Raw genomic sequence first — 25,117 nt, 5'->3', positions numbered from 1 at the left:
CAGGCCTTTGTGGATCGGACCAGGTTCCCGCGGCATACGGGGTGAGGGGTGGACGATGGGCCACGGCGACAGTGCTCTGCTCGTCGGGGGTGACCGGCGGACGCCGCCGGTCACCCCCGACACCTCCGGGCGAGCCAGAGGCCACTGGCCGTCGGCGGTCGTGGCCGCCGCCTTCACCCTGGCCCAACTCGTCCTCGTCCGCCCCGGCATGGGCCTCGGCTGGGACGAGACCGTGTACGTCAGCCAGGTAGGTGCCCAGGCCCCGGCCGCGTTCTTCAGCGCCCCGCGCGCCCGCGGTGTGTCGTTGCTGGTGGCGCCGGTCGCGAGCTGGTCGACCTCGACGGAACTCCTGCGCGTCTATCTCGCCGTGCTGTCCGGCCTCGGCCTCTACCTGGCCCTGCGCGCCTGGCGCGGCCTCTTCCCGGCCCGCGTCCTCGCCGTCGGCGGTGCCCTGTTCGCTTCCCTGTGGATCACTCTGTTCTACGGCCCGCAGGCCATGCCCAACTACTGGGTCGCCGTCGGCGGGCTGGGTGCCGTCGGCTGCTTCTTACGGGCCCGCGAGAACCCGAAGGCCCTGTGGGGGGTCGTGGCGGGTGCCGCGCTCATGGCGTGGATGCGGCCCACCGACGCCGTGTGGGTCACCCTCCCGCTCCTCGCGGCCGCCGCGGTCCGCCGCTGTCCACGCTCCGCCCTCGCCCTCGTGGCCGGACTCGTCGCGGGCGGCGCGCAGTGGGTGATCGAGGCGTACCTCAGCTACGGCGGTCTGGTCGAACGGCTGCATGAGGGCTCCCGGATCCAGGGCGGCCTCGGCCCGCAGTTCGCCGTCGACGACCAACTGCGCAGTCTGGGCGGCCGGTCCCTGTGCCGCCCCTGCACCGGGCCGCTGCCGGACCCCGCGGTCATGGCCTGGTGGGCCGTCCTCCCGCTGCTGGCCGCCGTCGGGCTGGTGGTCGCCGTCCGGGCCGGGCGCACCCGGACCACCCTCGTCCCGCTGGCCTGCGCCACCACGGCCGCCGTGCCCTACCTCTTCCTGATCGGGTACGCGGCTCCGCGCTTCCTGCTGCCCGCCTACGCCCTGCTGGCGATCCCGGTCGCCGACGCGCTGTTCCACCTCGCGACCACCCCGGCCGGCCGGTGGCGTCCGGTGGCGGCGGTGCTGCTCGCGATCGGGGTGACGGGTCACCTGGCGGTGCAGTACGTGGTGCTGGAGCGCACGGTGGACCGCACCACGGGCCATCACCGCGACTGGGCCCGCACCGCGGCCGAACTGAACCGTCTCGGGGTGCGCCCGCCCTGTCTGCTCACCGGCCGGCTGTCGGTCCCCGTCGCGTACTACGCCGGGTGCACCTCCGCGGCGGCATGGGGCCACAACACCAACAGCACCGAGTCCGGGATCGTCGGTGCGTCCCGCCGTATGCCCGTCGCCGTCCTCACCCGGCCCGGCGGTGCGCCACCCGCCTACGCGCGCGACTGGCACACCGTGCCGGCCGCCGGGATGGACCTCCACGTCGCACCGACCGTGCGCGGACCCGGGCCGACATGACGTCCGGGCACATCGCCGTCACGGCCGGCCGGCGACGCGCCTGCGGGCAACTCGCCCTGACCCTCGCCGTGCTGGCCGCCGCCGGCTGGCTGGTCCGGCGCCACTGGCCCGTGCTGGAGACCGGTGCCCTCAGGCTCGCCGTCGCCGACCAGGGCTGGTTGCTCGTCGCCGCCGCGGCAGCCTCCGCGACCTGGGCGTGCTCGGCGCTCGCCCAGCAGGGCGCGGTGCTGCGGCCCCTGCCGCCCAGGCATCTGGTGGCCGCACAGTTCGCCGCCTCCGCCGCCGGCCAGTTGCTGCCCGCGGGACTCGGCTCAGGCGCGGTCAACCTCCGTTTCCTCATGCGCTGCGGACTGTCGGCGGGACGCGCCGCGACCGCGCTCGCGGTGAAGGCCACGACGGGCGGGCTGGTGCGGGCCGTCCTCATCGTCGTCCTCGCGACGGCCTGCCCCGGGGTCCTCGTCCTGCCACGCCTGCCGGCGGTGTGGCCGGGGCTCGCCGTCGCCGCCGTCGCGCTCGTCCTGCTCCTGGGCACCGCGCTGTGGCCGCACTGCCGACGGGCCCTGGCCCTCGTGCTGACCGACCTCAGGGCCGTCCACGCGCACCCGCACCGGGCGGCGGCCCTGTGGGGCGGCTCCCTGGGCTTCGCCGTACTGCACGCGCTCGTCCTGATCGCCGTCACCCGGGCCGTCGCCCTCCCGCTGGCCCCGACCCTGGTGGCCCTGCTCTACCTCGCCGCGAGCTGCGCGGCCGCCCTGCTGCCCACCCCGGCCGGCATCGGCTCCCTCGACGCGGCGCTCGCCCTCGCCCTCACCGCCGGGGGAGCGCCCGCCGTGACGGCCGCCTCCGCGGTGCTGGGCTACCGGCTGCTGACCGTGTGGCTGCCCCTGCTGCCGGGCCTGTTGGTGCTCGCCCTCCTCGTCCGCCGCAAGGCGCTCTGAGCGCGACCGGCGTCTCCGGCGCCGGCACTCCTGGTAGGACTCGGAGGTCGGCGCGACGGCGAGGGCGGTGAGATGGAGGCGCTCAGCCGCGAGACGGTCGAGCGGCGTCGCGACCGTCCGGACGGCCCGGCCGCGACGCCCTGACAGGGTGTTTTCCCCAGTCGTGGGAAAGACCTGTCACGGCCTTTACTGCACATGACTTGCAGGTACCGCAGGATGGCACGAGGCTGCTGATCGCGGCCGTAGCCCCTGCAGAAGGAATCTCCGCCCGATGACGGCCGCCCCTGACTCCGCTCCGCCCCTCCTCCCCGCCACCGCCCCCGCGAGGGGCTCGGTATGGCACCGCGTCCGTGGCTCCATGACGCGGCAGGAGTGGGTCAGGGCGGGCGGCATGGCCGCGGTCGTGGTGGCCCTGCACGTGATCGGCTGGTTCGTCCTCGTCGCGATCGTCGCCCCGCACCACTACGGCGTCGGCGAGAAGTCCTTCGGCATCGGCATCGGCGTGACCGCCTACACCCTCGGGATGCGGCACGCCTTCGACGCCGACCACATCGCGGCCATCGACAACACCACGCGCAAGCTGATGGGGGAGGGGCAGCGGCCGCTGTCGGTGGGCTTCTGGTTCTCGCTCGGCCACTCCAGCGTGGTCTTCGTCCTGGCTCTGCTGCTCTCGCTCGGGGTGAAGGCCCTCGCGGGACCGGTCCGCGACGGCGACTCCCGCCTGCACGACGTGACCGCGTTGATCGGTACGACCGTCTCGGGCGCGTTCCTCTATCTGATCGCCGCGGTCAACCTGGTCGTCCTGGGGGGCATCTGGAAGGTGTTCCGGCGGATGCGCTCCGGCCGCTACGACGAGGCGGCCCTGGAGGAGCAGCTGAACCACCGCGGGTTCATGAACCGCCTGCTCGGCCGGGTCATGAAGTCGATCACCAAGTCCTGGCAGATGTACCCGCTGGGCCTCCTGTTCGGCCTGGGCTTCGACACGGCCACGGAGATCGCGCTGCTGGTCCTGGCCGGGTCGGGCGCGGCCTCGGGACTGCCCTGGTACGCGATCCTCACCCTGCCCGTCCTCTTCGCCGCCGGCATGTCCCTGCTCGACACGATCGACGGCTCCTTCATGAACTTCGCCTACGGCTGGGCGTTCTCGAAGCCGGTCCGCAAGGTCTACTACAACCTCACGATCACCGGTCTGTCGGTCGCGGTGGCCCTCCTCATCGGCACGGCCGAGCTCCTCGGCCTGCTCGCCGACAGGCTCGCCCTCCACGGCCTCTTCTGGGACTGGATCAGCGGCCTCGACCTCAACCTCCTCGGCTTCGCCATCGTGGGCCTCTTCTTCGCCACATGGATCATCGCCCTGCTGGTGTGGAAGGTCGGCCGGATCGAGGAGAAGTGGACCGCGGGGCTGGCGGGCGAGACAGCGACGAAATAGACAACCGCGCCGGCGCCGAGCACGTCGACCGCGATCACCCTGAGCCGTGCCCGTCCGTGCGCGTCGGCTCAGGCCCGCACCCGGAACTCCTTTCGCCACTTGGTGAACTCATGCTCCGGTTCCCCGGTGTACGACCACGGCGTGCGGGTGCCCCGGCGGTCCAGCAGTTGCAGGAGGGGGACCGCGACCTCCGCCAGGCCCGCGTGGCAGGCCGCGTGGGTCAGGTAGTTGAGGTCACGGAGCTCGCCGGGAGCCACCGTGGGGTCGGCGCGGCCCACGATCCAGCGCTGCCAGGTGCGCCGGGTGTCACTGATGGCCCCGTCGTTCTTCCAGTGCTGTCCGAGCCCCACGGACGTGCGTCTGTCCTCGGCGGCGTCCGTCGCGGTGCGGTACTCCTCGACCCGCGCGTACTGCACCAGCACCGGCAGCGCCGAACCCGGCGGTGCCACGCCGGCCGCGTCGCGGGCGAAGTCGTACATCAGGCCGTTCGACCCGTGCCAGCGGGCCGAGTAGTAGTGCAGCACCTGCAGGTGGCCCTCGACGCTGTACGGGTCACGCCCGTGCAACTCGTCCCACCAGCGCCCCAGTTCCTGCCGCCGCACCCCGGCCGGGTACAGCCGTGCCACCGAGATCAGGGAGATCCACGGCGTGGGATCGTCCACGAACGCCTCCGACGCCTGGAGACAGGCCATCACCGCGGCGTCGACGCGACGCTGGTCGATCGGCACGCCCCGGCCCGCGGCGATGGCCATGTTGAACGCCCTGGCCGTCTCGGTGGCCGCCCGCAGCACGAGGGCGTCCCCGTTGTGCGGCTCGGCCGCCAGCCACGACTCGACCGTGGAACTGCCCGCGCAGGCCTGGGCGAGCATCCGCACCCGGTGGCCCCGCGAGAGCCAGTCGGGCCCGGTGGCACGCAGCAGTTCACGCAGACCCTGCCAGCGGCCGATGACGATGTCCTGGCGGGCGCTGGTGAGCGGCACGTCCCCGCAGTCGGGATCGAACTCGGGGGCGAAACGGTCTCTCGCCATCGCACAACCCCTCAGAAGTCGGTGGGGAGACCCTCGTGGACGAGCGAGGGCCCGGCCGTCGCGCCGTCGGGCAGGTAGTCCGTCTCGACGGTACGGCTCGCGTCGAGCCGCGCCGGACGGTAGTAGTCGCTGCCCCGCCGCCAGTACCAGAGCATCGGGACCAGCCCCACGGCCAGCCCGCCGACCCCGATCGTGATCGCGGCGGTGCTCAGCTCGCCCAGCGACTCGACGAAGATCCAGAACATGAACAAGGCGCCCAGCAGCGGCCACAGCCCGCCGAGCAGGAAGTCGGCCGGGGACTTCAGCAGCATCCTGCGGTACGCCACGACGACCGCGAGCCCGCTGAGGCCGTAGTAGACGGCGATCTGCAGACCGATCGCCGAGATCGCGTCGGAGAGGATGTCGCCCACCGAGCCCAGCGCGTTGGAGGCGATGAACATCAGCAGCGCCACCGCGCCGACCACCACGATCGCCACCCACGGGGTGTTCCAGCGGCGGTGCACCCGGCCCAGTGCGGACGGCATCGTGCGGTCCCGGCCCATCGCGAAGAGCGAGCGCGTGACCTGGATCAGGGTGGTCTCCAGGGTGGCGATGGTCGACAGCATCACCGCGACGATCAGCAGCTTGCCGCCCCAGCCCGGCCAGACCTCCTCGCCGAGCACGGCCAGCACGTTGGCGTCGTTCTCCTCGATCTGCTTCGAGGTGAGGATGACGTTCACCGCGATGGTGAACACCTCGAACAGCAGGAAGACGATGCCGACCCCGATGAGCCCCGCGAGTCCGGTCGTACGGCGGCTGTTGCGGGTCTCCTCGCTCAGGTTGCTGGTGACGTCCCAGCCCCAGTAGTAGAACGCGGCGATCAGCGCGCCCGAGGCGAAGCCCTGCATGCCGTCGAAGTGGCCGAAGCCCAGCCAGGACCACTCGAAGGAGCGCGCGTTGCCCGTGTGGAAGAAGGCGAGGACCGCGAACAGGGCCAGTATCGCCAGCTCCACACCCGACATGACGAGCTGGGCGCGCACGGTGAGCCGGGCGCCGCCGAGCACCACGAGCAGCATCAGCACGAACCAGGCCGCGCCCACGACCGTCGACAGGGCGGTGTTGTCCGCGAGGCCCTCGTCGAAGAGGGCCAGCGTCATCGAACCGGCGGGCAGCGAACCGGCCACCATGAAGATGGTCGCCGAGATCACCAGCGCCCAGCCGGAGACGAAGCCGAGAAAGGGATGGAGCGTCCGGCCCACCCAGGAGTAACTGGCGCCCGCGTTCACGTCGATCCGGCTGAGATAGCTGAACGCGAGGGCGATGCCCAGCATGGGTATCGCGCAGTACAGCAGAGCCGCCGGACTGGCCAGGCCCACCGAGCCGACCAGCACCGCGGTGGTCGCGGCGATCGAGTACGCCGGCGCGCTGCCCGCGACGGCCATCACCACCGTGTCGAAGGTTCCGAGGGCGTTGGCCTGCAGCCCTCTGCCCCTGCTGATGCTCATGGTTGTGCTGCTTTCCGTAGGGCACGACGCACGGCGGAGGGGACCGTACGGCGCAAAAGGAGGTGGGGGGGGTGGCTCCGCTCCGGACCTCGAGAGGGATGGCCTCGGGCAGGGGCGGCGTGAAGGGAGGGATTAAGGGGGCGCGGACGACCGTACGACCGCTGCGTGGACGGCCGGTCACTCCGTGTGTGCGAGTGATGATAGCCCTATTCCTTGACCCTTCAAGATTAACTGGGGGGTAACCTTCCGGCTGTGGAATGCCTTACTCCGGCAGCCTTTTGAGGTTGGGGAGCGCATACGGGGAAACGCGGATCGGGACACCGCACGGAACCGTACGCGACGCGCGAGGGAGGCAGCCCATGGGCACCGAACCGACACCTGCCGAGCCGATGGCCGACGACGCCTACCAGCCCACCGGAACCAACGAGGAGCAGGAGGACGCGGCGCCGCTGGACCTCCAGGACGCCGTCGACGAACGGACCTACGACGACACCCTCGACGAGGGCTACTCGCCGCCGGAGAAGCCCCTCGGCGTCACCCGGCACGGCACCACCGCCGCCGAACAGCACGAGGGCGAGACCCTCGACGAACGCCTCGCCCAGGAGCTCCCCGAGGCGGCCGCGCCCCTCGGCGACGAGATCGGCGACGTGCCCGGCGGGGAGGGCGAACCGGTCGACCCGCAGGCCGGAGCCGACCGCGCCGGACGCCTCGTCGCCCCCGACGAGGGCGCCCACCCGACCACCACGAAGGACGAGGTGGCCACCGACGTGGGCATCGACGCGGGCGCGGCCGGCGCCGAGGAGGCCGCCGTGCACGTGGTCGAGGACCCCGCGGACCTCTGACGGGGTCAGTCCCCGATGCGGTCGATCTGGCGGAGTTTGTTGGTGGCGTCCAGGGCCGCGACCTTGTAGGACTCCGCCAGCGTCGGGTAGTTGAACACCGCGTCGACCAGGTAGTCGACCGTGCCGCCGCAGCCCATCACGGTCTGACCGATGTGGATCAGCTCGGTGGCCCCGGTGCCGAAGCAGTGCACCCCCAGCAAGGTGCGGTCCTCGGGGGAGACCAGCAGTTTCAGCATGCCGTGGGAGTCCCCGATGATCTGGCCGCGGGCGAGCTCGCGGTACCGGGAGATGCCGACCTCGAAGGGCACGCTGTCCTCGGTGAGCTGGTCCTCGGTGCGCCCGACGAAGCTGATCTCGGGGATGGTGTAGATGCCGATGGGCTGCAGGCGTTGCATCTGCCCGACCGGTTCGCCGAAGGCGTGGTAGGCGGCCGACCTGCCCTGTTCCATGGCGGTCGCCGCCAGCGCCGGGAAGCCGATCACGTCCCCCACGGCGTAGATGTGCGGCACCTCGGTGCGGTAGTGCTCGTCGACCGTGATCCGGCCGCGCCGGTCGGCGGTCAACCCGGCCTTGTCCAGATCGAGTTCGTCGGTCAGGCCCTGCCGGCCGGCGGAGTACATCACGGCGTCGGCCGGGATCTTCTTGCCGCTCTCCAGGATGGTCAGCGTGCCCCGCGGGTGGCGCTCGACCGCGGCGACGGTCTCACCGAACCGGAACGTCACCGCGAGGTCCCGCAGGTGGTACTTCAGCGCCTCGATGACCTCGACGTCACAGATGTCGAGCATTCCGGGCCGCTTCTCGACGACCGTCACCTTGCTGCCGAGCGCGGCGAACATGGAGGCGTACTCCATCCCGATGACCCCGGCGCCGACGATGACCATGGAGCGCGGGACGCGTTCGAGAGCGAGGACGTTGTCGGAGTCCATGATCGTGCGGCCGTCGAACTCGACACTGTCCGGCCGTGCCGGGCGGGTACCGGTGGCGATGATGATGTTCTCCGCGCTGAGCAGCCGTTCGTGACCGGTGACCTCGCGCAGGGCGACGGTGTGCGGGTCCACGAAACGGCCGGTGCCGGCGTGGAGGGCGATGTGGTTGCGGGAGAGCTGGCTGCGGATCACGTCGACCTCGCGGCCGACCACGTGCTGGGTGCGCGCGGTCAGGTCGGAGACGGTGATGTCCTCCTTGAGCCGGTAGCTCTGGCCGTACAGATCGCGCTGGGTGAGGCCGGTCAGGTACAGCACCGCCTCGCGCAGGGTCTTGGAGGGGATGGTGCCGGTGTGGATGGAGACCCCGCCGACCATGTCGGGGCGGTCGACGACGGCGACCCGGCGGCCCAGCTTGGCCGCGGCGATGGCGGCCTTCTGGCCACCCGGACCTGATCCGATGACAAGCATGTCGAAGTCGGGCACCCTCGGAAGTCTGGCAGTCGCGGGGCCCCTTCCGATAGGGCGGGCGGCAATCCGTTCGAACTCCGTATCGGCACAGGACGCGGGGAGTTGCCGCCGCCTGCCGGAAATGTGCCGCAGACCGCGACAGCCCCGGCGGACCGCGGGACAATACGGCCATGGGTCACCGACTCGCCGACACCAGCACCCCGGCCCGGATCGCCGCCCCCGACGAGGGCATCGGCCGGGACGAACTGGCGCTCGCCACCCGCAACCACGGCCTGCCGCTCGAAGCGATGCGCCACGACCTCACCCCGCCGGGTCTGCACTACGTCCTCACGCACTACGACATCCCGTACGTCCCCGAGGACGCCCCCTGGCAACTGGCCCTCGGCGGCCGGGTCCGCCGTCCGCTCACCCTGACCCTGGCCGACCTGCGGGCCCTTCCCCAGGTCACCACGCGGGTCACGCTGGAGTGTGCGGGCAACGGCCGGGCCCTGCTCGCGCCCCGCCCGGTCAGCCAGCCCTGGCTGGTCGAGGCCGTCGGCACCGCCGAGTGGACCGGAGTGCCGCTGCGACTGCTGCTCGCCGCGGCCGGAGCGGAGCCCGATGCCGTCGACGTGGTGTGCACCGGCGCCGACCACGGGGTGGAGCGCGGTGTCGAACAGGACTACCAGCGGGCCCTGCCCCTCGACGTGGCCACCGGCACCGACCCCGAGGTGCTGGTGGCCTACGAGATGAACGGCGTCCCGCTGCCGCCGCAGCACGGCCGGCCGTTCCGGCTCGTCGTGCCCGGCTGGTACGGCATGGCCCAGGTGAAGTGGCTGCGCGAGATCACCGTCACCGACACGCCGTTCACCGGGTTCCAGCAGGCCGTCGCCTACCGGCTCCGCCAGGACGCGGGGGACGAGGGCGAGCCGGTCACCCGGATCGCGCCGCGCGCCCTGCTCGTCCCGCCCGGATTCCCGGACTTCATGTCGCGGACCCGCGTGGTCCGGCCCGGCACGGTGACACTGGAGGGGCGTGCCTGGTCGGGGCGTGCGCCGGTGACCCGGGCCGAGGTCAGCACGGACGCGGGACGCTCCTGGCACCGGGCGGACCTCGAACCGGACACCGGTCACCCGTGGGCATGGCGGCGCTGGCGCTTCAACTGGCGTGCGGAACCGGGGGAGTTCGTGCTCAGCGCGCGGGCCACCGACGCCGAGGGGCACACCCAGCCGCTGGAACAGCCCTGGAACCGGGGCGGCTTCGCCAACAACCTCGTGCAGCGGGTCGATGTGCTCTGCCTGGACGAGGAGTTCACCCAACCGGGGCGCTGAGGAACCGCACGACGCCGTCGTCGCCGTGCGCGCTCGGCTGCCCGGGGGCAGCCGAGCACCCGGTCGTGGCTAGGGAAGCAGCTTGTCGAGCGCTGCCGGGCCCTCCGCGGCCAGCTTGCGCCGGGCCCATTCGAGGCTGTGCGGGGTGATGTCCTTGCCCGAGGCAAGGACGACGTCCTCCGGCGACACTTCGGTGCCGGTACGGGCGTGGAGCAGGTCGTCCGGGGTGGCGCGGTCCTCGGACGGCCCGGACACGTCGGGCTGTGACGTCGGCATGAGTGCTCCTCGGATCCGGATCGCTGTGGTCCCGGTGGTGTCAACGGGTCCGATATCACCATTCAACGCCCGGGCCGACCCTGCATCCCGAAGGGCTGGATATATCCGGGATGCCTGGATGATCGGAAAGGCGTGTAATGGGAGTACTGCTTTCCCGGGTACGGCAGGGAAGACGATGCCATGGCCAGTACGCGAAACAGTCCCAAGGGTGGTCTGCGCAGGCTGGGGGAGTGGTGCGCCCGGCACTTCGTGATCGTGCTGGTGGCCTGGCTCGTGGCGCTGGTCGCCCTGCAGACCCTGAACCGTTCCTTCGGCGGGGACTACTCCGACAACTTCTCCCTGCCCGGAGTCCAGTCGCAGGAAGGCCTCGACGTGCTGAAGAAGCACGATCCGGCCGCCGGCGGCTACAGCAGCCAGATCGTGCTGCACGACGGTGACAAGGCGCTCTCCTCGCTCAGCTCGCAGATGTCCACGGCCGTCACCGATCTCCAGAAGCTGCCGCACGTCCTGTCGGCGCAGAACCCGCTGTCCACGCCCGCCTCGAAGGTCGGTCCGCTGTCCTCGGACGGCAAGACGGCGTACATCACGGTCCGCTTCGACGTCCAGCCCTCGACCCTGGGTGACGGCTACCTGCACGGCGTCGACAACGCCGTGCACCCGCTGCGCGCGGCCGGGGCCGACGTGGAGTACGGCGGACCCCTCGGCGAACTCGCACGGCCCGCCGCCGACGACCGGGTGAGCGAACTGATCGGCTTCGCCGTGGCGATCGTCGTGCTGCTGGTGGGCTTCGGCAGTGTCATCGCCGCCGGAATCCCCCTGGTCACCGCGCTGATCAGCGTGATCGGGGGGCTCGCGTGCCTGGGGCTGCTGGCCTCGGCGTTCACGTTCGCCACCGTCTCGCCCACGCTGGCCACGATGATCGGACTGGGCGTCGGGATCGACTACGCGCTCTTCCAGATCACCCGCCACCGGCAGAGCCTGATGGACGGGAAGGACCCGGTGAGCGCGGCGGGCGGGGCCACCGCCACCAGCGGGCGGGCCGTCCTGGTCTCCGGCTGCACAGTGATCATCGCCCTGGCCGGGCTGTCCGCGTCCGGGGTGTCGTTCATCGGGAAACTCGGTCTCGCCGCCGCCGTGACGGTCGTCTCCGCCGTCCTGGGCGCCCTCACCCTGGTCCCGGCCCTGCTGGGCCTGATCGGCAAGCGGATCGACCGCTACCGGGTGCGCGAGCCGGTCGCCGAGACCGGCGCGGCCGGGGGCGAGACCGCGCAGGGGACCTGGCACCGGTACGCCCAGCGGGTCGAGCGACGGCCGTGGCGCTACCTGGCGGCGGGCGTGACGGCCGTCGTCGTCCTCGCCATCCCGGTCTTCTCCCTCCAGCTGGGCCACATCGGCGACGGCGCCGACCCCACCTCCTTCACCGACCGGCGGGCCTACGACCTGATGACCGACGCCTTCGGCCCCGGCTCCAACGGCCCGCTCACCGTCGTCATCGACCAGACGTCCGTGTCGTCCTCCCAGCGCTCGGCGCTGTCCTCCACCGCGCAGAAGACCCTCGACGGCGTGTCCGGCGCGGCCGTGGTGACCCAGCTGACGCCCACCAAGGACGGGGACGTCCTGATCGCCACCGTCTACTCCAAGCAGTCCCCGCAGAGCGCCACCACGACGGACCTCACCAACCGACTGGTCGACACCACACTGCCCGCCGCGGTCGCCGGCACCGACGCCAAGGGATACGTCACCGGCACGACGGCCGCCCAGGTCGACTTCCGGGACATCGTCTCCAGCCGGCTGCCCCTGATCATCGGCGTGGTCGTCGCCCTGGCCTTCCTGATCATCCTCGCGGTCTTCCGCGGCCTGCTCGTCGCGGTGAAGGCGGCCGTCCTCAACATCCTGTCGATCGCGGCCTCCTACGGCGTGGTGGTCGCCGTCTTCCAGTGGGGCTGGGGCGGTCCCGCGCTCGGCGTCTCCGGCAAGGTGCCCATCGAGAGCTATGTGCCGATGATGATGTTCGCGATCATCTTCGGCCTGAGCATGGACTACGAGATCTTCCTGCTCTCCCGGGTGCACGAGGCCTGGCTGCGCACCGGGGACGCCAAGGCCTCCGTGGCCCACGCCCTGGAGATCACCGCCCGGGTCATCACCTGCGCGGCCCTGATCATGGTGAGCGTCTTCGCCGCGTTCATCGTCAGCGACAACATTGTGGTCAAGATGCTCGGACTGGGCCTCGCGGTGAGCGTGCTGATCGACGCGACCGTCGTACGGCTGCTCATGGTCCCGGCGGTGATGACCCTGCTGGGCCCGCACGCCTGGTGGACACCCCGGTGGCTCGACCGGATCCTGCCGCACATCGACGCCGAGGGGGAGCAGGACGCGGACGAGTCGGTCAGCGGGACTCCGGGACGGCCGGCGCGAGAACGAGCATCGTGACGTCGTCCTGGAGCTCCGGGGCGTAGCGCACGAGGTCGGACCACACCCGCTCGACGAGCTCCGGGAGGTCACCCGGGAACCCGGTGATCCGGTCGAGCAGCGGATAGAAGGCCCCGGAGGCGTCGCGTGCCTCCCAGACGCCGTCCGAGGCCAGGAAGAGCCGGTCACCGGCCCGCAGCGGGACCGTGACCCCGGCCGGTGGTGAGGCGTCGGCCAGGCCCAGGCCCAGCGGGGTGCCCACCGGGACGTCGAGTGCCACGGCCAGACCGTCGCGCAGCAGGACCGGGCCTGGCTGCCCGCAGGCGACGATCCGCACCGCCGTCGCGTCGGCGCCGAACTCCAGCACCACCGCCGTCGCGAACAGCTCCGAGTGCCGTACGGCCGCGGAGTCCACCACCAGCCGGCGGTCCAGTCGCGCGACCACCGACTCGGGATCCGGCCGGTCCAGCACCGCCTCCCGGAAGGCTCCCAGCAGGGAGGCGACGGTGGCGACGGCCGACAGCCCGTGCCCCTGCACGTCACCCATCACCGCCCGCACCCCGCAGGGCCCCTCCCGCACATCGAAGAAGTCGCCCCCGACCAGCGTCCCGCTCTGCGCCGCCCGGTACAGCCCCGAACACCGCACCGCCGCCACCCGCTCGGGCAGCGGCGGCACGACGGCGCGTTGCGCGGCCTCCGCGACCGCCCGCTCGGTCACCAGCTGGGCGTCCCGGCGGCTCCGCACGAACGACACGATCACACTCAGCGCCGCGACGAAGCCGACGGTCAGCAGGTCGGTGCTGCCCGGATCGTTCAGCCGGAACGCGGGCACGTTCAGCACGACCAGGACGAGCGCGCCGAGCACGGCGGTCGCCAGCGGTCCGTACGACAGCACGGCCAGCGGTGGGATGGCCCCGAGCAGGAACCCGATGTCGAGCGGATCCGGGCTCGCGAGGGTGGCCGCGCACACCCCCGCCAGCATCGCGGCGGGCAGCACCCGCACCCAGCCGGGCGGCGGCGCGCCCCGCAGCCAGCTCCGCCGGTTTCGGTCGCGCACTCCGCTCACACCACCACGCTGCTACGACCCGCCCGGCCCCGCACCCCGAGCCGCGGCTAGAACGGGGTGAGCGTCAGCCGGATCCCGGTCGGTGCGGTGTCCTGGACGTAGGAGGCGAAGTCGGCCACGTCGTCGAAGGCGAAGCCGTACGCCTTGCCGTCGGCCGTGGCCTCGTGCATGGCCTTGGCGTAGTGGTTGGTGAGCGTGTCCCGGTAGAAGGAGGCGGGGTCGGTGGTCGGCTGCGCGGAGGAGCTCACCAGTGTCGAGCGGTTGAACCCGGCCCCGAGCACCGCGGCGACCGGCCCTGTCGTGCCGTCGTTGGGAGCGGCGAGCGTGCCGTCGCAGAAGAGCACGTCACGGGTCGACGGCCGGGTGAAAGAGACCTGCGCGGGCCCGGTGAACACCAGCTGCCCGCCGCGCACCCGGCCGGTGAAGGTGCCGGCGTTCGTGGTGACGGTCAGGTCCTTGCCGGTGTACGTGCTCCACACCTCGTCGATGTACGGCGCGAGATGGTCCGCCGGGAACAGGCCGGCGTCCAGACCGTGACCGGGCGCTATGACACGCGTGTCGTCCACGACGAGCGGCGCGAACTCCTCGACCTGGCGCACGGCGGCGAAGGCGTCGGCCCGCCCGGCGGCGCGCAGGGTGCCCGTCGTCTGGTCCTGGGCGCCGGTCAGCCGGATGCTCAGCGGCACGCTGAACATGTCCACCATGGTCGTGTTGCAGAACATGCCCGCCGCGTTGTACGTGAACTCTGCGCAGTCGTGCAGCACCGGGTAGTTGGGATCCGAGGCCACCCAGCCGGCCGGGTACTGGAGGGCCGGGTTGCCGTTGCCGTCGGTGACGACCTTGAACTTGAGCTTCGCGCCCAGGGAGACGTAGATACGGCCGGACAGGTAGGGGAGGACCAGATCGGTCTCGCCGCTCGCGGCCAGGCCTATCGCGTAGTCGGTGTAACCGTCGGCGCCGTTGTCGGAGAGGGCGATCGGAGCGAGGGTGCCGTCCGGGGTGACACGGACCTGCCTGCCGTCCTGGTTGCCCACGATGTAGACGTGGACGTTCGCGTTGTCGAAGGCGCCGGTGTTGTTGACGACGGTCAACGGCAGCGACCCGGCCGCCGTGGTGCGGTGGCCGTCGGCGAAGGCGTGGGGGGCCAGTGCGGCGGCGGGGGCGGCCGCCAGCGCTCCGCCGAGGGCGAAGAGGACCTTGCGGCGAGCCGGCCGGCGTGGGTGACGAGGGGTCATGTGGGGGGTCTCCTCGGAGAATCGAGAGCTTTGAGAGCGCTCTCACACGGTGGGCGAGGCCCGATCGTACGGACGGCGGCCGGCGCGGTATACGAAGCTGACGGCCTTTAACCCGGCCTTAAGAACCGTTTAAGCAGCGGCGCGAGGACCGAACGAACCTCGCGAAAACCGATGGACGGCACTAACGGAGATCCCGTAACGTGAGCGTCCACGCCCCGAGACCAGCGGAAGGAGGCGAGTGCCGTGCAGTTCACCCCACTTCAGCGCTCCCTCTCCGTGGCCCCGGCGTGCTTCGCCTGACCGGGAGCGCTCCACGCAGTACGCATCCCGGAGGAATCCACCCATGACCGATCTGGTCATCCGCGCGCTCGACGAGCGCACAGCACACCTCTTCGACGAGCTTCCCGACCCGCTCGCCGCCCGTGAGGCCCACCGGCTCACCCGGCACCGCCCCGACTGGAAGCGCGTCGCCCTGCGCGACGGCAAGGTCGTGGCACGCGGCGCCTGGTGGGGCGGCCCCGACGACACCGCACCCCTCAACATCAACTGGTTCGACGTGGCCGAGGGGGAGGAGGAGGCCGGCGCCGAACTCCTGCGCACCGCGCCCTGGCAGGTCGAGCTGGAGATCAACCTGCCCGTGGGCTGGCGCGAGGACCCCCGGCTGCGGGCCGCAGCCGAGGCCCGCTTCACCGCCATGCGCAAGGCCGGACACGAGCTCCTGGTCGAGCGGCTCCTGTACCGGTGGACGCCGGAGCACGGACTGCCCGAGCGGCCCGGACGCCTGGAGTTCCGCCCCGAACCGGACGACGCGGTCTTCTTCGACCTGCTGCGCCGCATCCACTCCGCCACTCTCGACGCGCACTCCCTCAAGGCCATCGAGGAGGGCGGATTCGACCTGGCCGCCCAGGAGGAACTCGACTTCTTCCACTGGTGCCCCTCGCCCCGCGAGTGGTGGCGGATCGCCTACACCCCGCAGGGGGAGGCGGTCGGCACCCACATTCCGCTGCACAACCCGTCGGGGCCCTGCGTCGGGTTCATCGGGGTCGTGCCGGAACACCGCGGCCACGGCTACGCCTACGACCTGCTCGCCGAGTGCACCCACCATCTGGTCGAGCGGGGCGCCGAGTTCGTGACCGGCGCCACGGACCGGGGGAACTTCCCCATGGCCGCGAACTTCACCAAGGCGGGCTATCCCGTCGTACGGGAGCGTCTCAACTACCAGCCGACGGGCACCGCCTGAGCTCGTCCAGGTGATCGTCGGCTAAGTGCGGGAGACAGGTGGGGTTCGAAGGCGAGGTCTGGCAGGTACGTGGTGTCGACGAGCCGGTCGGGGACCTCCTGATCGACGACGCCGACTTCCCGTGGCTGTCGGGCCGCCCCACCGCGGAACCCGGATTCGCCGGTGTGCGCGAGCTGTTCGCGGGCGAGCTCGGGAGGTGGCCCACGATGAACGGCTCGTCGCGCCGAGCGGTCCGGTGCCTGAGTTCCTGCTGCACATCGACGGTGACCGGGCCTGGTTCCACTGGAGCGCGAGCCGTTCGTCGAGGACGGCACGGCTGAGTGACCCCGCGCGGCGGTCGGTACGTACGCCGCGCGGGCGTCGGTGGGTCTCTTGGCCGTGCTTGCGGTGGGCCCGTCGGCCGGCGGGGTCTCCGCCTCGACGAGGATCTAGGTGACCCGCGGGTCGAATGTGCCGTCGCGCGGGTGGGGTTGTCCGGGCCGGCGCCGTGAGCCTTCTGGCGAAGGGCCGGTCGGTGTCTAGGCCGTGTTTGCGGTGGTCCGGTGGTCCGGCAGGGTCTTCGCGTCGAAGAGTGTCCTGGTCTCCTGCAGCCGACCGTGGTGTCGCGCGGGTGGGGCGCTCCGGGCCGGCGCCGTGAGCCTTCCGGTGACGCGGCGGTCGGTGGCTAGGGCGTGCCTGTCGTGGTGCCGTTGGTCAGCAGGGTTTCCGCTTCGATGAGGATCTTGGTGACCCGCGGGCCGAATGTGCCGTCGCGCGGGTGGGGTTGTCCGGGCCGGCGCCGTGAGCCTTCCGGTGACGCGGCGGTGGGTGGCTAGGGCGTGCCTGTCGTGGTGCCGTTGGTCAGCAGGGTTTCCGCTTCGACGAGGATCTCGGTGACGCGCAGGCCGAACGTGGCGTCGCACGGGTGGGGCTGTCCGGTGCGGGCGGCGGTGAGCAGGCCGTCGGCGGCTCGGAGCACGGCCGGTACGACTCCCTCGGTCGACTCCGGGAGCAGGGCGACTCCGCCCGCGCCCCGCAGTTCGACGCCGACTCCCGCGGCCGCGGGCGGGGCCGTGAGGCTCAGGGTCAGCGTGCTCGACGCGCCCCCGGTGTGCCGCAGGACCAGATGCACGGTGTCCCCGGGACCGTGCGCGGCCGCCGCCACCTCGCGCACCTCGCCCAGCACCGGCAGGAGTACCGACAGCGCATGGGGGCCCACGTCCCACAGGGCGCCCTTCTCCTGCCGCCACGGTGAGTCGGCGAAGGGGCTGTCCTCCGTGAACACCGACCCCAGCCACTCGGCCCGGCCCGTGAACCAGCCCTCCACGCCCGCCTGTTCACCGATCCACGTTTCGGTCTCGGCGAGGAAGCGCGAGGTGAAGAACACCACCGAGGCGACCCCGGTCTCCCGGACGGCCTCGACCACAGCCCGGCCCTGCTCGACCGTCGTCGCGAGGGGCTTGTCCAGCAGGAGATGGCAGCCGGCTCGCGCGGCCCGGGCGGCGAGGTCCGCCTGCACACTCGGCGGCAGGGCGACCGCGACGGCGTCCACGTCGGCGAGCAGCGCGTCGACGTCGTCGTACGCGCGCGTGCCGTGCTCCTCGGCCAGGGCCTTGGCGGCCTCCGGGCGGCGGCCCCACACGCCGGCGAAGTCCAGCTCCGGATGCGCGCCGAGCGCGGGGGCGTGAGCCATCCTGGCCCAGGGACCGGTGCCGAGCAGTCCGATACGCATGCCGTTGCCTCTTTCGCCGTACCGCGAACCTCACGATGACCGGACTGGACCATCTGCCCGTCGAGGCGAGGGTGTCATACCGGCAGCGCGGACACGCAACCCCGTCTCGCCCCCCGGTCGGCGCGGACGCGGCACGGCCGGGATTCAGCACTGCCGTCGCTGAATGCGTTCTCCTTCTTCTATTGGACCTCCGGTGCGTGCGGCGGCCAGGCTGAGAGGAGCCCAGATCCGCGGGACAGGCGAAAGAGGTCCAAGGTCATGCACACCCGCCGCATCGGTGATGTCGAAGTGAGCTCGATCGGTCTGGGCGGGATGCCCATGTCCATCGAGGGACGACCGGACGAGGCACGCTCCATCGCCACCATCCACGCCGCGATCGACGCGGGCGTCACCCTGATCGACACCGCCGACGCCTACCACCGGGACGCCGACGAGGTCGGTCACAACGAGGCCCTGATCGCCAAGGCCCTCGCCTCCCACGACCGGGGCGGTGACGTCCTCGTCGCCACGAAGGGCGGGCATCTGCGCCCGGGGGACGGCAGCTGGACGCTCGACGGCAGCCCCCGCCACCTCAAGGAGGCCTGCGAGGCCTCGCTGAGCCGGCTCGGTGTGGAGGCGATCGGGCTCTACCAGTTCCACCGCCCCGACCCCCGGGTCCCCTACGAGGAGTCCGTCGGCGCCGTGCGCGACCTCCTCGACGAGGGCAAGATCCTCCAGGCGGGCATCTCCAACGCGAACCCCGACCAGATCCGGCTCGCCAACGAGGTCCTGGGCGGCCGGCTGGTCTCCGTGCAGAACCAGTTCTCCCCGGCTTTCCGCTCCAGCGAGCCGGAACTGCGCCTGTGCGACGAACTCGGCATCGCCTTCCTGCCCTGGAGCCCCCTCGGAGGCATCTCCCGAGCCGGTGAACTGGGCTCGGCGCACGCCCCGTTCGCGCGGATCGCCGAGAAGTACGGGGTGAGCCCGCAGCAGGTCTGCCTGGCGTGGATGCTCGCCAAGTCGCCGGTGGTCGTGCCGATCCCGGGCGCGAGCCGCCCCGAGACGATCCGCGACTCGCTCGCCGCGGCCGATCTCGTGCTCGCCGAGGACGAACTCGCGGAGCTGGACGCCGCCTGACGCCTCGTTCGCCCACGTGCGGACTGGCACCGGCGATCGGGGTGTCCCTAGGATGGACTCCCTGTCCTGCCGGGCCAGTTGGCGGCACAAGCTGGGGGAATGATGAGCACCGGAAAGAACCTGTCCACGTCGATCGACGCCTCGGTACCCACGGCCGCGCGCATGTACGACCACTACCTGGGCGGCAAGGACAACTACGCGGCCGACCGGGCGGCCTGCGAGGAGCTCGACAAGGTCGTCCCGAGCACCCGCAGGCTCGCGGTCAACAACCGGCGCTTCCTCCAGCGGGTGGTGCGCACCCTGTCGACGGAGTTCGGCATCCGGCAGTACCTGGACCACGGCTCCGGCCTGCCCACCCAGGACAACGTCCACCAGGTCGCCCAGCGCATCGACCCCACCACGCACGTGGTCTACGTCGACAACGACCCGATGGTCCTCGTGCACGGCCGCGCGCTGCTGGAGCAGGACGAGCGGACCGTCGTCATCCACGCCGACATGCGCGAGACCGACGCGATCTTCGACCACGCGGACACCCAGCGGCTGATCGACTTCTCGCAGCCCGTCGCCGTGCTGTTCAACTCGGTCATGCACTGCATCCCCGACAGTGACACGGACGGTCCCGCCGCCCTGGCCCGCCGGGTGCGCGAGCGGCTCGCGCCCGGCAGCTTCATGGTGATGTGCCAGCTCGTCAGTGAGGACCCCGAGGTCCGCGCCTTCGTCACCGACTTCATGGACCAGGCGACCCAGGGCCACTGGGGCCGGGTCCGCCAGGAGAAGGACGTCGCCGAGTGGTTCGAGGGTCTGGAGATCCTCGAACCGGGCCTCGTGGAGGTCTCCACCTGGCGCCCCGACACCGACGTGGCCCCTCGCCAGCTCACCCACGAGTGGATCGAGTTCGGCGGCGTCGCCCGCATCGTCTGACCCGGCCACGAACGCCCCCGGCGCGACCGCGAAGGTCCCGCGCCGGGGGCGCAACCGTGCCGGCAGCGCGCACATCCGTGCGCCGGCGCACATGATTCACGTTCTGGGGAAGGGCCGCTTTCCGCTCCCGCGGCCGATCGCCGGACCGCAGACGCCGTACCGAGAACCCCGGTACCCGGACCGAGGACGCTGGTACCCGGCAGGACGACCTCTACGTGGACCGCTCCAGGCCGGTTTCCCTCTTCGTGGCGAAGCCGGGCGAGAACCTGGCGCCGTACCTCGGCCGCGGGCTCGTCATCACCGGCCGGTGCCCTCGATCGGACAACGGCAACGTCATGCCCGGCCTCCAGCAGCTCCTCGTCTTCGCCCTGATGATCGCCCCCCTGTACGTGCGGGGCGCCGGTCTGCCGCGCCGCGGTGAGGGCTGCGGACCGGTCCGCGACGCGCCGCAGCTCGCCTCCCTGGTTTCGAGGTCGACGCCGCCGCCCGAGGCAGGGAGCGCGCGCACGAGACGGCGGCCGAGGTCCGCGCCGGCATCGCCTGTCGCGCCGAGGGAGCGATGGGATCCGAACTGTCGGACGTGGACTTCTCCCGACAGGAGCGGCTCACGGGCGGTCTCGCCCCACGGCCGGGTCCCTGCCCCAGATCTTCCGCGACCTGTCTGCTCCGGTGAACTCTGCCCGTGGACGGGTCTGTGCGGCCGTGACGGCTGACGGGGGCGCTCTCAGCCGCCGTAGCGCTGCTGCATCGTCTCTTCCAACAGCTGCAGCGAGGCCCGGGGTTCGAGGGCGTCGTCCGCCAGCCGGTCGAGGGCGAGGCGGTACTCCTCCGTCTCGTCCCGGTCCTCCAGGAAGTTGGCGCTCTTGATGTGCTCCAGGTAGACGACGTCCGGCAGGTCGAGCCCGCCGAAGCGCAGATACGTGATCGGAATGGCCGGGGCGGAGGCGTTCGTCACGTCCAACGGGATGACCTGCACCGTCACGTTGGGGCGCTTCGCCATCTCGATGAGGTGGGCCAGCTGGGCCCGCATGACCTCCCGGCTGCCCAGCACCCGCAGCAGCACCGACTCGTCGATCACCGCCCACAGCTGCGGGGCGTCCTCACGCATCAGCAGCTGGGCTCGCCGCATGCGCAGTTCGACGCGCCGCGCCACCTCGTTCGCCGCCGCGGACGGCAGACCGCGCTCCACCACCGCGCGTGTGTAGTCCGCGGTCTGCAGCAGGCCGGGGACGTACTGGATCTCGAAGGTTCGGATGGCCGCGGCCGCCTCCTGGAGCCCGACCAGCCGGTCGAACCACTCGGGCATCAGCCGCTTGTCGAACCGCTGCCACCAGCCCGGCTCACCGGCCCGCTGGAGCAGCTTGAGGAGCACCGAGGACTCGTAGTCCTCGGTGCCGTACAGCTCGAGGAGGGCGCGGACGTCGGTCTCCGACGGGGGTCTGCGGCCCTTGCCCGACTCGATGCGGGACAGCTTGGCGGGGCTGAACCCGAGCGCCCGCGCCGCCTGGTCCTGGGCGAACCCGGCATCCTCGCGGAATCCCGCCAACTGGACCCCGACCAGCATCTTCAGCAGGGTCGGAGCCGGTTCGGACCGGTCCAGATACGGTTCCAGGCGGGAGGTGCGGTGGGACGCGGCGGACATCCTGACTCCCAGTAAACCGACACAGAGACGACTCACACTATCGCACGCTGTGTGGCCGTACCGCATCATTCCGTAGATGCCGGTGCCGTCACGGGAGTTGAGGCCGACGTCGGCCGGGACCCCGCGGCTCCTCACAGCAGGTGGTCGAACTCGCCGTCCTTCGCGCCGGCGAGGAAGGCCGCGACCTCGGCCGGGGTGTAGACCAGCGCGGGGCCGTCGGGATCACGGGAGTTGCGCAGCGCGACGCCACCGCCGACGAGTGACGCCACTTCGACGCAGTTGCCCTCGGCGTTGCTGTGACGGCTCTTGACCCAGCGGGCGTCGAGCGAACTCGCCCGCACTCCGTTCTGCACTGCTGGCACTGCAGTCTCCTTGCTGTTCACGTTCTGTGCCGGGCCCTGTGCCCGGCCGTGCGGGACGGTCGGGGCGCACAACGGCAACCTCCTTGGCCCCACCCGTCGTTCGCGCAATTTCTCGTGCAATTGCACGCGGGCGCCTTCAGCGTGGATAATAGCTCCGGCGTCAACCCCTGCGGTTGCGCCCCGTCTTGACGTCGCATCAAGGAGATGCCGTGTCGTCACCTGCGAACCATGTGCTCCGGCCGCCGAGCCAGGCTGTGCCGGAAGTGGGTGATGCGGGCCCGGCCGGTGAGACCCTCCGGCGTCCGGGGCCCGTCGGCGTACAGCGGCGGCCGCCGGGGCGCGGTTCGGTCGTCTCCGCCGCGCTGCTCGTCAGTTGCAGCGCGGAGGGGTTCGCCCGGGCCCGCGCCTTCACCCGCGAGACGCTCAGCTGCTGGTCCCTGGACCACCGCAGCGACGACGCCACCCTCGTGATCACCGAACTCGCGGCCAACGCCGTGGCCCACGCGGTGCTCCGGCCCGCGGCGGGCGGTGCCGCCGAGGTGTGGCTGGGCCTGTCCTTCGACCCCACCCATCTGCTGGTGACCGTCTCCGACCCCGGTGACGAGCCGCCCGCGTACACGCCCGGCGATGTCACCGCCCTGCGGGAGCACGGCCGAGGCCTGTACATCGTCGACGCCCTGGCCCAGGAGTGGGGCTGGACCTCCCGGCCCCCGGCCGGCAAGACCGTCTGGGCCAAGCTGTCGACCACTCCTCCTCCCTGACATGACCGCCGCGGAAAGGTTTCACGCCATGCGCACCGCTCCGGACCAGCCGAGCAACGAGCGCACCAGCTGCCCCGTGCCCACGACCGGGGTGGCGCACACCACGCCCCTCGCGGCGCTGAGCCGGGTGCCCTGGGGCGAGATCCAGGACTCCACCGGCTGCGCCTCGGCCATCCCCCTGCTCCTCAACAGCGTGGCCTGGGGGGACCGCGAGACCGCCGACGCCGCACTCGGCGACCTGCGCAGGCGCATCTGCCAGTACGGCTTCGTGGTGGAGCAGGCCACCGCCGCCACGGTCCCCTTCCTCTGGGAGCTGGCCCAACTGCCCCAGGTGACCTGCCGGGCGGAGATCATCCAGCTGCTCAGGAGCATCGCCGGCGCCCGCCAGTGGGAGAGCACCGCGGCCGTCTACCCCAAGCTGCTCAACCACCGTGAGAACCCCGTGGTGTGGGAGCGCCGGGCCCGTCAGGCCGTCCGTGCCAAGAGCGGTGTGCTCAGCCGGCTGATGGCCGACGACGACCGCGAGATCGCCCACGCCACCACGGAGCTGGCCCGCACCCTGGACGAGTAGGAGCGCGCGCCGCCACCTGGTGTAGTCCTGGCCGACGAGGGGCAGAAAGCGCTTGCCCCTGACTCGGCAACCGGAAGGACCACCGACGATGGCCTCGTCGCTGGAAAGACCACTCGACCATCGCTACCGGGGCGAACACCCGATCCGCACGCTCGCCTATCTGCTGCGCGGAGACCGCCGCCGCCTGGGCGGGGCCGTCGCGGTGTTCACCGTCAAGCACAGCCCGATCTGGCTGCTGCCCCTGATCACCGCGTCCATCATCGACACCGTCGTCCAGCACCAGCCCATCTCCCGGCTCTGGACGAGCACCGGCGTCATCCTGTTCATCCTGCTGGTCAACTACCCCCTGCACCTCCTCTACGTCCGCCTCCTGTACGGCAGCGTCCGCCGCATGGGCACCACCCTGCGCTCCGCCCTGTGCACCCGCATGCAGCAACTGTCCATCGGCTACCACTCCCGGGTCAGCGCCGGTGTGCTCCAGGCCAAGGTCGTGCGGGACGTCGAGACGGTCGAACAGATGGTGCAGCAGACCGCGGAGACCGGCCTGGGCGCCACCACGGTGCTGATCGGCGGACTGGCCATCATCGCCGTACGGACACCGGAGTTCGTGCCCGTCTTCCTCGTCGTCGTACCCGCCGCCGCCCTCGTCGTGGCCCGCCTCAGGGCCCGCTTGCGCACCCACAACGAGCACTTCCGGCACGAGGTCGAGACCCTGTCGTCCCGGGTCACGGAGATGACCCGCCTCATCCCGGTCACCCGCGCCCACGGCCTGGAGGGCAAGGCGCTGCGCCGCATGGACGGCACCCTGGACCGGCTGCTGACCTCCGGGATGCGCCTCGACCTCGTCAACGGCCGCTTCGGCTCGCTGTCCTGGGTCGTGCTCAACGTGGTCGGCGTGCTGGTCCTCGCCGGGGCCGCCCTGGTGTCGTACTACGGTGTCTGGGGCGTCACCCCCGGAGACGTCGTGATGCTCAGCGCGTTCCTGACCACGCTCACCAACTCCACGACCACGCTGGCGGGGCTCGCCCCCGTCATCACCAAGGGCCTGGAGTCCGTCCGTTCCGTCGGCGAGGTGCTCCAGGCCCCCGAACTGGAGGACAACGAGGGCAAGACCAGGGTCGACACGGTGCGCGGCGCCGTCGAGTTCCGGGGCGTGGGCCACGCGTACGACAACGGACGCCCCGCCGTACGGGACTTCACCCTGTCCGTCACCCCCGGCGAGACCGTCGCCCTCGTCGGCGCGTCCGGAGCGGGCAAGTCCACCGTCCTCAACCTCGTCATCGGTTTCATCCGGCCCACATCGGGGCGGCTGCTGCTCGACGGGGCCGACATGAACACCCTCGACCTGCGCACCTACCGGCGCTTCCTGTCCGTCGTCCCGCAGGAGTCCGTCCTGTTCGACGGCACGATCCGCGACAACGTCGCCTACGGCATGGACGACGCCGACGAACAGACGGTACGCGCGGCCCTGCGCGACGCGAACGCGCTGGAGTTCGTCGACCGGCTGCCGCAGGGTCTGGACACCCTGGTCGGCGACCGCGGGGCCCGGCTGTCGGGCGGGCAGCGCCAGCGCCTGGCCATCGCCCGGGCCCTGATCCGCGACCCGCGGGTGCTGGTCCTCGACGAGGCGACCTCGGCCCTGGACACGCGCTCCGAGGCGCTCGTCCAGCAGGCGCTGGCCCGGCTGCTGCACGGACGGACGACCTTCGTGGTCGCGCACCGGCTGTCGACCGTGCGGGGCGCCGACCGGATCGTGGTGATGGGGGAGGGCCGGATCCTGGAGACCGGCACCCACGAGGAACTCCTGCGCCGCGGCGGCGCCTACACCGCGCTGCACGC

Annotated in this window: 21 protein-coding genes and 1 pseudogene; 13 read left to right on the top strand and 9 right to left on the bottom strand. The window is 71.6% G+C overall.

What is annotated here, in order from left to right; genetic code table 11:
* Positions 1-55 precede the first annotated feature (55 nt).
* From AQI94_RS12720 to nicT, 3 genes are all read left to right on the top strand, one after another.
* Positions 56-1,543 (top strand): hypothetical protein, encoded by a 1,488-nt coding sequence (locus AQI94_RS12720; protein WP_031042367.1) that lies wholly within the window; start codon positions 56-58, stop codon positions 1,541-1,543.
* Positions 1,540-2,481 carry a lysylphosphatidylglycerol synthase domain-containing protein gene (locus AQI94_RS12715; protein ID WP_031042365.1) on the top strand — a complete coding sequence of 314 codons (942 nt, stop codon included), beginning with the start codon at positions 1,540-1,542 and terminating at the stop codon, positions 2,479-2,481. The genes AQI94_RS12720 and AQI94_RS12715 overlap by 4 nt, the downstream gene beginning before the upstream one ends.
* A 271-nt stretch (positions 2,482-2,752) precedes the next feature.
* Entirely contained in the window at positions 2,753-3,910 is a 1,158-nt protein-coding gene (gene nicT / locus AQI94_RS12710; protein WP_031042362.1) for a Nickel transporter NicT, read from the top strand.
* Positions 3,911-3,978: 68 nt separating this feature from the next.
* Here the strand turns inward: nicT and AQI94_RS12705 are convergent, their stop codons facing one another.
* Both AQI94_RS12705 and AQI94_RS12700 read right to left on the bottom strand, forming a co-directional pair.
* Positions 3,979-4,938, bottom strand: a complete 960-nt coding sequence (locus AQI94_RS12705; RefSeq protein WP_031042359.1) for a hypothetical protein — start codon at positions 4,936-4,938, stop codon at positions 3,979-3,981.
* A gap of 11 nt (positions 4,939-4,949) precedes the next feature.
* A complete protein-coding gene (locus AQI94_RS12700) occupies positions 4,950-6,422 on the bottom strand; it encodes an APC family permease (RefSeq protein WP_031042356.1) in 1,473 nt (490 codons plus the stop codon).
* A 359-nt stretch (positions 6,423-6,781) separates the two neighbouring features.
* Between AQI94_RS12700 and AQI94_RS12695 the strand changes: the two genes are divergently transcribed.
* Entirely contained in the window at positions 6,782-7,264 is a 483-nt protein-coding gene (locus AQI94_RS12695; protein WP_031042353.1) for a DUF5709 domain-containing protein, read from the top strand.
* 5 nt (positions 7,265-7,269) lie between these two features.
* Here the strand turns inward: AQI94_RS12695 and sthA are convergent, their stop codons facing one another.
* Positions 7,270-8,673, bottom strand: a complete 1,404-nt coding sequence (sthA, locus tag AQI94_RS12690; protein ID WP_031042350.1) for a Si-specific NAD(P)(+) transhydrogenase — start codon at positions 8,671-8,673, stop codon at positions 7,270-7,272.
* Positions 8,674-8,828: 155 nt separating this feature from the next.
* Here sthA and AQI94_RS12685 point away from each other — a divergent pair, with 155 nt between their 5' ends.
* Positions 8,829-9,968: a sulfite oxidase gene (locus tag AQI94_RS12685; protein WP_031042347.1), complete on the top strand. Its 1,140-nt coding sequence runs from the start codon at positions 8,829-8,831 to the stop codon at positions 9,966-9,968.
* 69 nt (positions 9,969-10,037) lie between these two features.
* Here the strand turns inward: AQI94_RS12685 and AQI94_RS12680 are convergent, their stop codons facing one another.
* A complete protein-coding gene (locus AQI94_RS12680) occupies positions 10,038-10,244 on the bottom strand; it encodes a hypothetical protein (RefSeq protein WP_007386699.1) in 207 nt (68 codons plus the stop codon).
* 180 nt (positions 10,245-10,424) lie between these two features.
* On the opposite strand from AQI94_RS12680, the gene AQI94_RS12675 reads away from it, so the two are divergent.
* The gene (locus AQI94_RS12675) at positions 10,425-12,674 is read left to right on the top strand and encodes an MMPL family transporter (RefSeq protein ID WP_031042344.1); all 2,250 of its coding nucleotides are present in this window, start codon (positions 10,425-10,427) and stop codon (positions 12,672-12,674) included.
* Here AQI94_RS12675 and AQI94_RS12670 read toward each other — a convergent pair.
* Positions 12,631-13,710, bottom strand: coding sequence for a PP2C family protein-serine/threonine phosphatase (locus AQI94_RS12670; protein ID WP_062229727.1), 1,080 nt, complete (start codon positions 13,708-13,710; stop codon positions 12,631-12,633). The genes AQI94_RS12675 and AQI94_RS12670 overlap by 44 nt on opposite strands.
* A 56-nt stretch (positions 13,711-13,766) precedes the next feature.
* Positions 13,767-14,954: a beta-1,3-glucanase family protein gene (locus AQI94_RS12665; RefSeq protein ID WP_031037401.1), complete on the bottom strand. Its 1,188-nt coding sequence runs from the start codon at positions 14,952-14,954 to the stop codon at positions 13,767-13,769.
* Between the two features lie 343 nt (positions 14,955-15,297).
* Between AQI94_RS12665 and AQI94_RS12660 the strand changes: the two genes are divergently transcribed.
* Both AQI94_RS12660 and AQI94_RS45555 read left to right on the top strand, forming a co-directional pair.
* The gene (locus tag AQI94_RS12660; protein WP_031037398.1) at positions 15,298-16,194 is read left to right on the top strand and encodes a GNAT family N-acetyltransferase; all 897 of its coding nucleotides are present in this window, start codon (positions 15,298-15,300) and stop codon (positions 16,192-16,194) included.
* Positions 16,195-16,232: 38 nt separating this feature from the next.
* Positions 16,233-16,518 (top strand): annotated as a pseudogene (locus tag AQI94_RS45555) (hypothetical protein).
* Positions 16,519-17,005: 487 nt separating this feature from the next.
* On the opposite strand, the gene AQI94_RS12655 reads toward AQI94_RS45555, so the two are convergent.
* Complete coding sequence (locus tag AQI94_RS12655) at positions 17,006-17,905, bottom strand: Gfo/Idh/MocA family protein (protein WP_031037382.1); 900 nt, start codon at positions 17,903-17,905, stop codon at positions 17,006-17,008.
* Positions 17,906-18,163: 258 nt separating this feature from the next.
* Here AQI94_RS12655 and AQI94_RS12650 point away from each other — a divergent pair, with 258 nt between their 5' ends.
* Together AQI94_RS12650 and AQI94_RS12645 are read left to right on the top strand one after the other, a co-directional pair.
* The gene (locus tag AQI94_RS12650; RefSeq protein WP_031037379.1) at positions 18,164-19,021 is read left to right on the top strand and encodes an aldo/keto reductase; all 858 of its coding nucleotides are present in this window, start codon (positions 18,164-18,166) and stop codon (positions 19,019-19,021) included.
* 102 nt (positions 19,022-19,123) lie between these two features.
* Positions 19,124-19,942 (top strand): SAM-dependent methyltransferase, encoded by an 819-nt coding sequence (locus AQI94_RS12645; RefSeq protein ID WP_031037376.1) that lies wholly within the window; start codon positions 19,124-19,126, stop codon positions 19,940-19,942.
* Positions 19,943-20,666: 724 nt separating this feature from the next.
* Here AQI94_RS12645 and AQI94_RS12640 read toward each other — a convergent pair.
* On the bottom strand, positions 20,667-21,584 hold the full coding sequence (locus tag AQI94_RS12640) for a helix-turn-helix domain-containing protein (protein WP_031037373.1): 918 nt from the start codon (positions 21,582-21,584) through the stop codon (positions 20,667-20,669).
* A gap of 131 nt (positions 21,585-21,715) precedes the next feature.
* Positions 21,716-21,946: a DUF397 domain-containing protein gene (locus tag AQI94_RS12635; RefSeq protein WP_031037370.1), complete on the bottom strand. Its 231-nt coding sequence runs from the start codon at positions 21,944-21,946 to the stop codon at positions 21,716-21,718.
* Positions 21,947-22,155: 209 nt separating this feature from the next.
* On the opposite strand from AQI94_RS12635, the gene AQI94_RS12630 reads away from it, so the two are divergent.
* The 3 genes from AQI94_RS12630 to AQI94_RS12620 all read left to right on the top strand — a co-directional run.
* On the top strand, positions 22,156-22,707 hold the full coding sequence (locus AQI94_RS12630; protein ID WP_037941041.1) for an ATP-binding protein: 552 nt from the start codon (positions 22,156-22,158) through the stop codon (positions 22,705-22,707).
* A 28-nt stretch (positions 22,708-22,735) separates the two neighbouring features.
* A complete protein-coding gene (locus tag AQI94_RS12625; protein WP_031037366.1) occupies positions 22,736-23,278 on the top strand; it encodes a hypothetical protein in 543 nt (180 codons plus the stop codon).
* Between the two features lie 88 nt (positions 23,279-23,366).
* Positions 23,367-25,117 (top strand): ABC transporter ATP-binding protein (locus AQI94_RS12620; protein ID WP_062229781.1); only part of this gene is annotated, 1,751 nt, incomplete at its 3' end.

It is taken from the genome of Streptomyces pseudovenezuelae (assembly GCF_001513955.1).
Lineage (GTDB): Bacteria > Actinomycetota > Actinomycetes > Streptomycetales > Streptomycetaceae > Streptomyces > Streptomyces pseudovenezuelae.
Note: the sequence above shows the minus strand (reverse complement) of the source record. Positions and strands in the feature narration are given on the sequence as shown.

What these genes read in the sequence shown, in the direction of transcription:
- AQI94_RS12720 (WP_031042367.1), top strand. Translation starts at nt 56, where the DNA reads ATGGGCCACGGCGACAGTGCTCTGCTCGTCGGGGGTGACCGGCGGACG.
- AQI94_RS12715 (WP_031042365.1), top strand. Translation starts at nt 1,540, where the DNA reads ATGACGTCCGGGCACATCGCCGTCACGGCCGGCCGGCGACGCGCCTGC.
- nicT (WP_031042362.1), top strand. Translation starts at nt 2,753, where the DNA reads ATGACGGCCGCCCCTGACTCCGCTCCGCCCCTCCTCCCCGCCACCGCC.
- AQI94_RS12705 (WP_031042359.1), bottom strand. Translation starts at nt 4,938, where the DNA reads ATGGCGAGAGACCGTTTCGCCCCCGAGTTCGATCCCGACTGCGGGGAC.
- AQI94_RS12700 (WP_031042356.1), bottom strand. Translation starts at nt 6,422, where the DNA reads ATGAGCATCAGCAGGGGCAGAGGGCTGCAGGCCAACGCCCTCGGAACC.
- AQI94_RS12695 (WP_031042353.1), top strand. Translation starts at nt 6,782, where the DNA reads ATGGGCACCGAACCGACACCTGCCGAGCCGATGGCCGACGACGCCTAC.
- AQI94_RS12685 (WP_031042347.1), top strand. Translation starts at nt 8,829, where the DNA reads ATGGGTCACCGACTCGCCGACACCAGCACCCCGGCCCGGATCGCCGCC.
- AQI94_RS12680 (WP_007386699.1), bottom strand. Translation starts at nt 10,244, where the DNA reads ATGCCGACGTCACAGCCCGACGTGTCCGGGCCGTCCGAGGACCGCGCC.
- AQI94_RS12675 (WP_031042344.1), top strand. Translation starts at nt 10,425, where the DNA reads ATGGCCAGTACGCGAAACAGTCCCAAGGGTGGTCTGCGCAGGCTGGGG.
- AQI94_RS12665 (WP_031037401.1), bottom strand. Translation starts at nt 14,954, where the DNA reads ATGACCCCTCGTCACCCACGCCGGCCGGCTCGCCGCAAGGTCCTCTTC.
- AQI94_RS12660 (WP_031037398.1), top strand. Translation starts at nt 15,298, where the DNA reads ATGACCGATCTGGTCATCCGCGCGCTCGACGAGCGCACAGCACACCTC.
- AQI94_RS12655 (WP_031037382.1), bottom strand. Translation starts at nt 17,905, where the DNA reads ATGCGTATCGGACTGCTCGGCACCGGTCCCTGGGCCAGGATGGCTCAC.
- AQI94_RS12650 (WP_031037379.1), top strand. Translation starts at nt 18,164, where the DNA reads ATGCACACCCGCCGCATCGGTGATGTCGAAGTGAGCTCGATCGGTCTG.
- AQI94_RS12645 (WP_031037376.1), top strand. Translation starts at nt 19,124, where the DNA reads ATGAGCACCGGAAAGAACCTGTCCACGTCGATCGACGCCTCGGTACCC.
- AQI94_RS12640 (WP_031037373.1), bottom strand. Translation starts at nt 21,584, where the DNA reads ATGTCCGCCGCGTCCCACCGCACCTCCCGCCTGGAACCGTATCTGGAC.
- AQI94_RS12625 (WP_031037366.1), top strand. Translation starts at nt 22,736, where the DNA reads ATGCGCACCGCTCCGGACCAGCCGAGCAACGAGCGCACCAGCTGCCCC.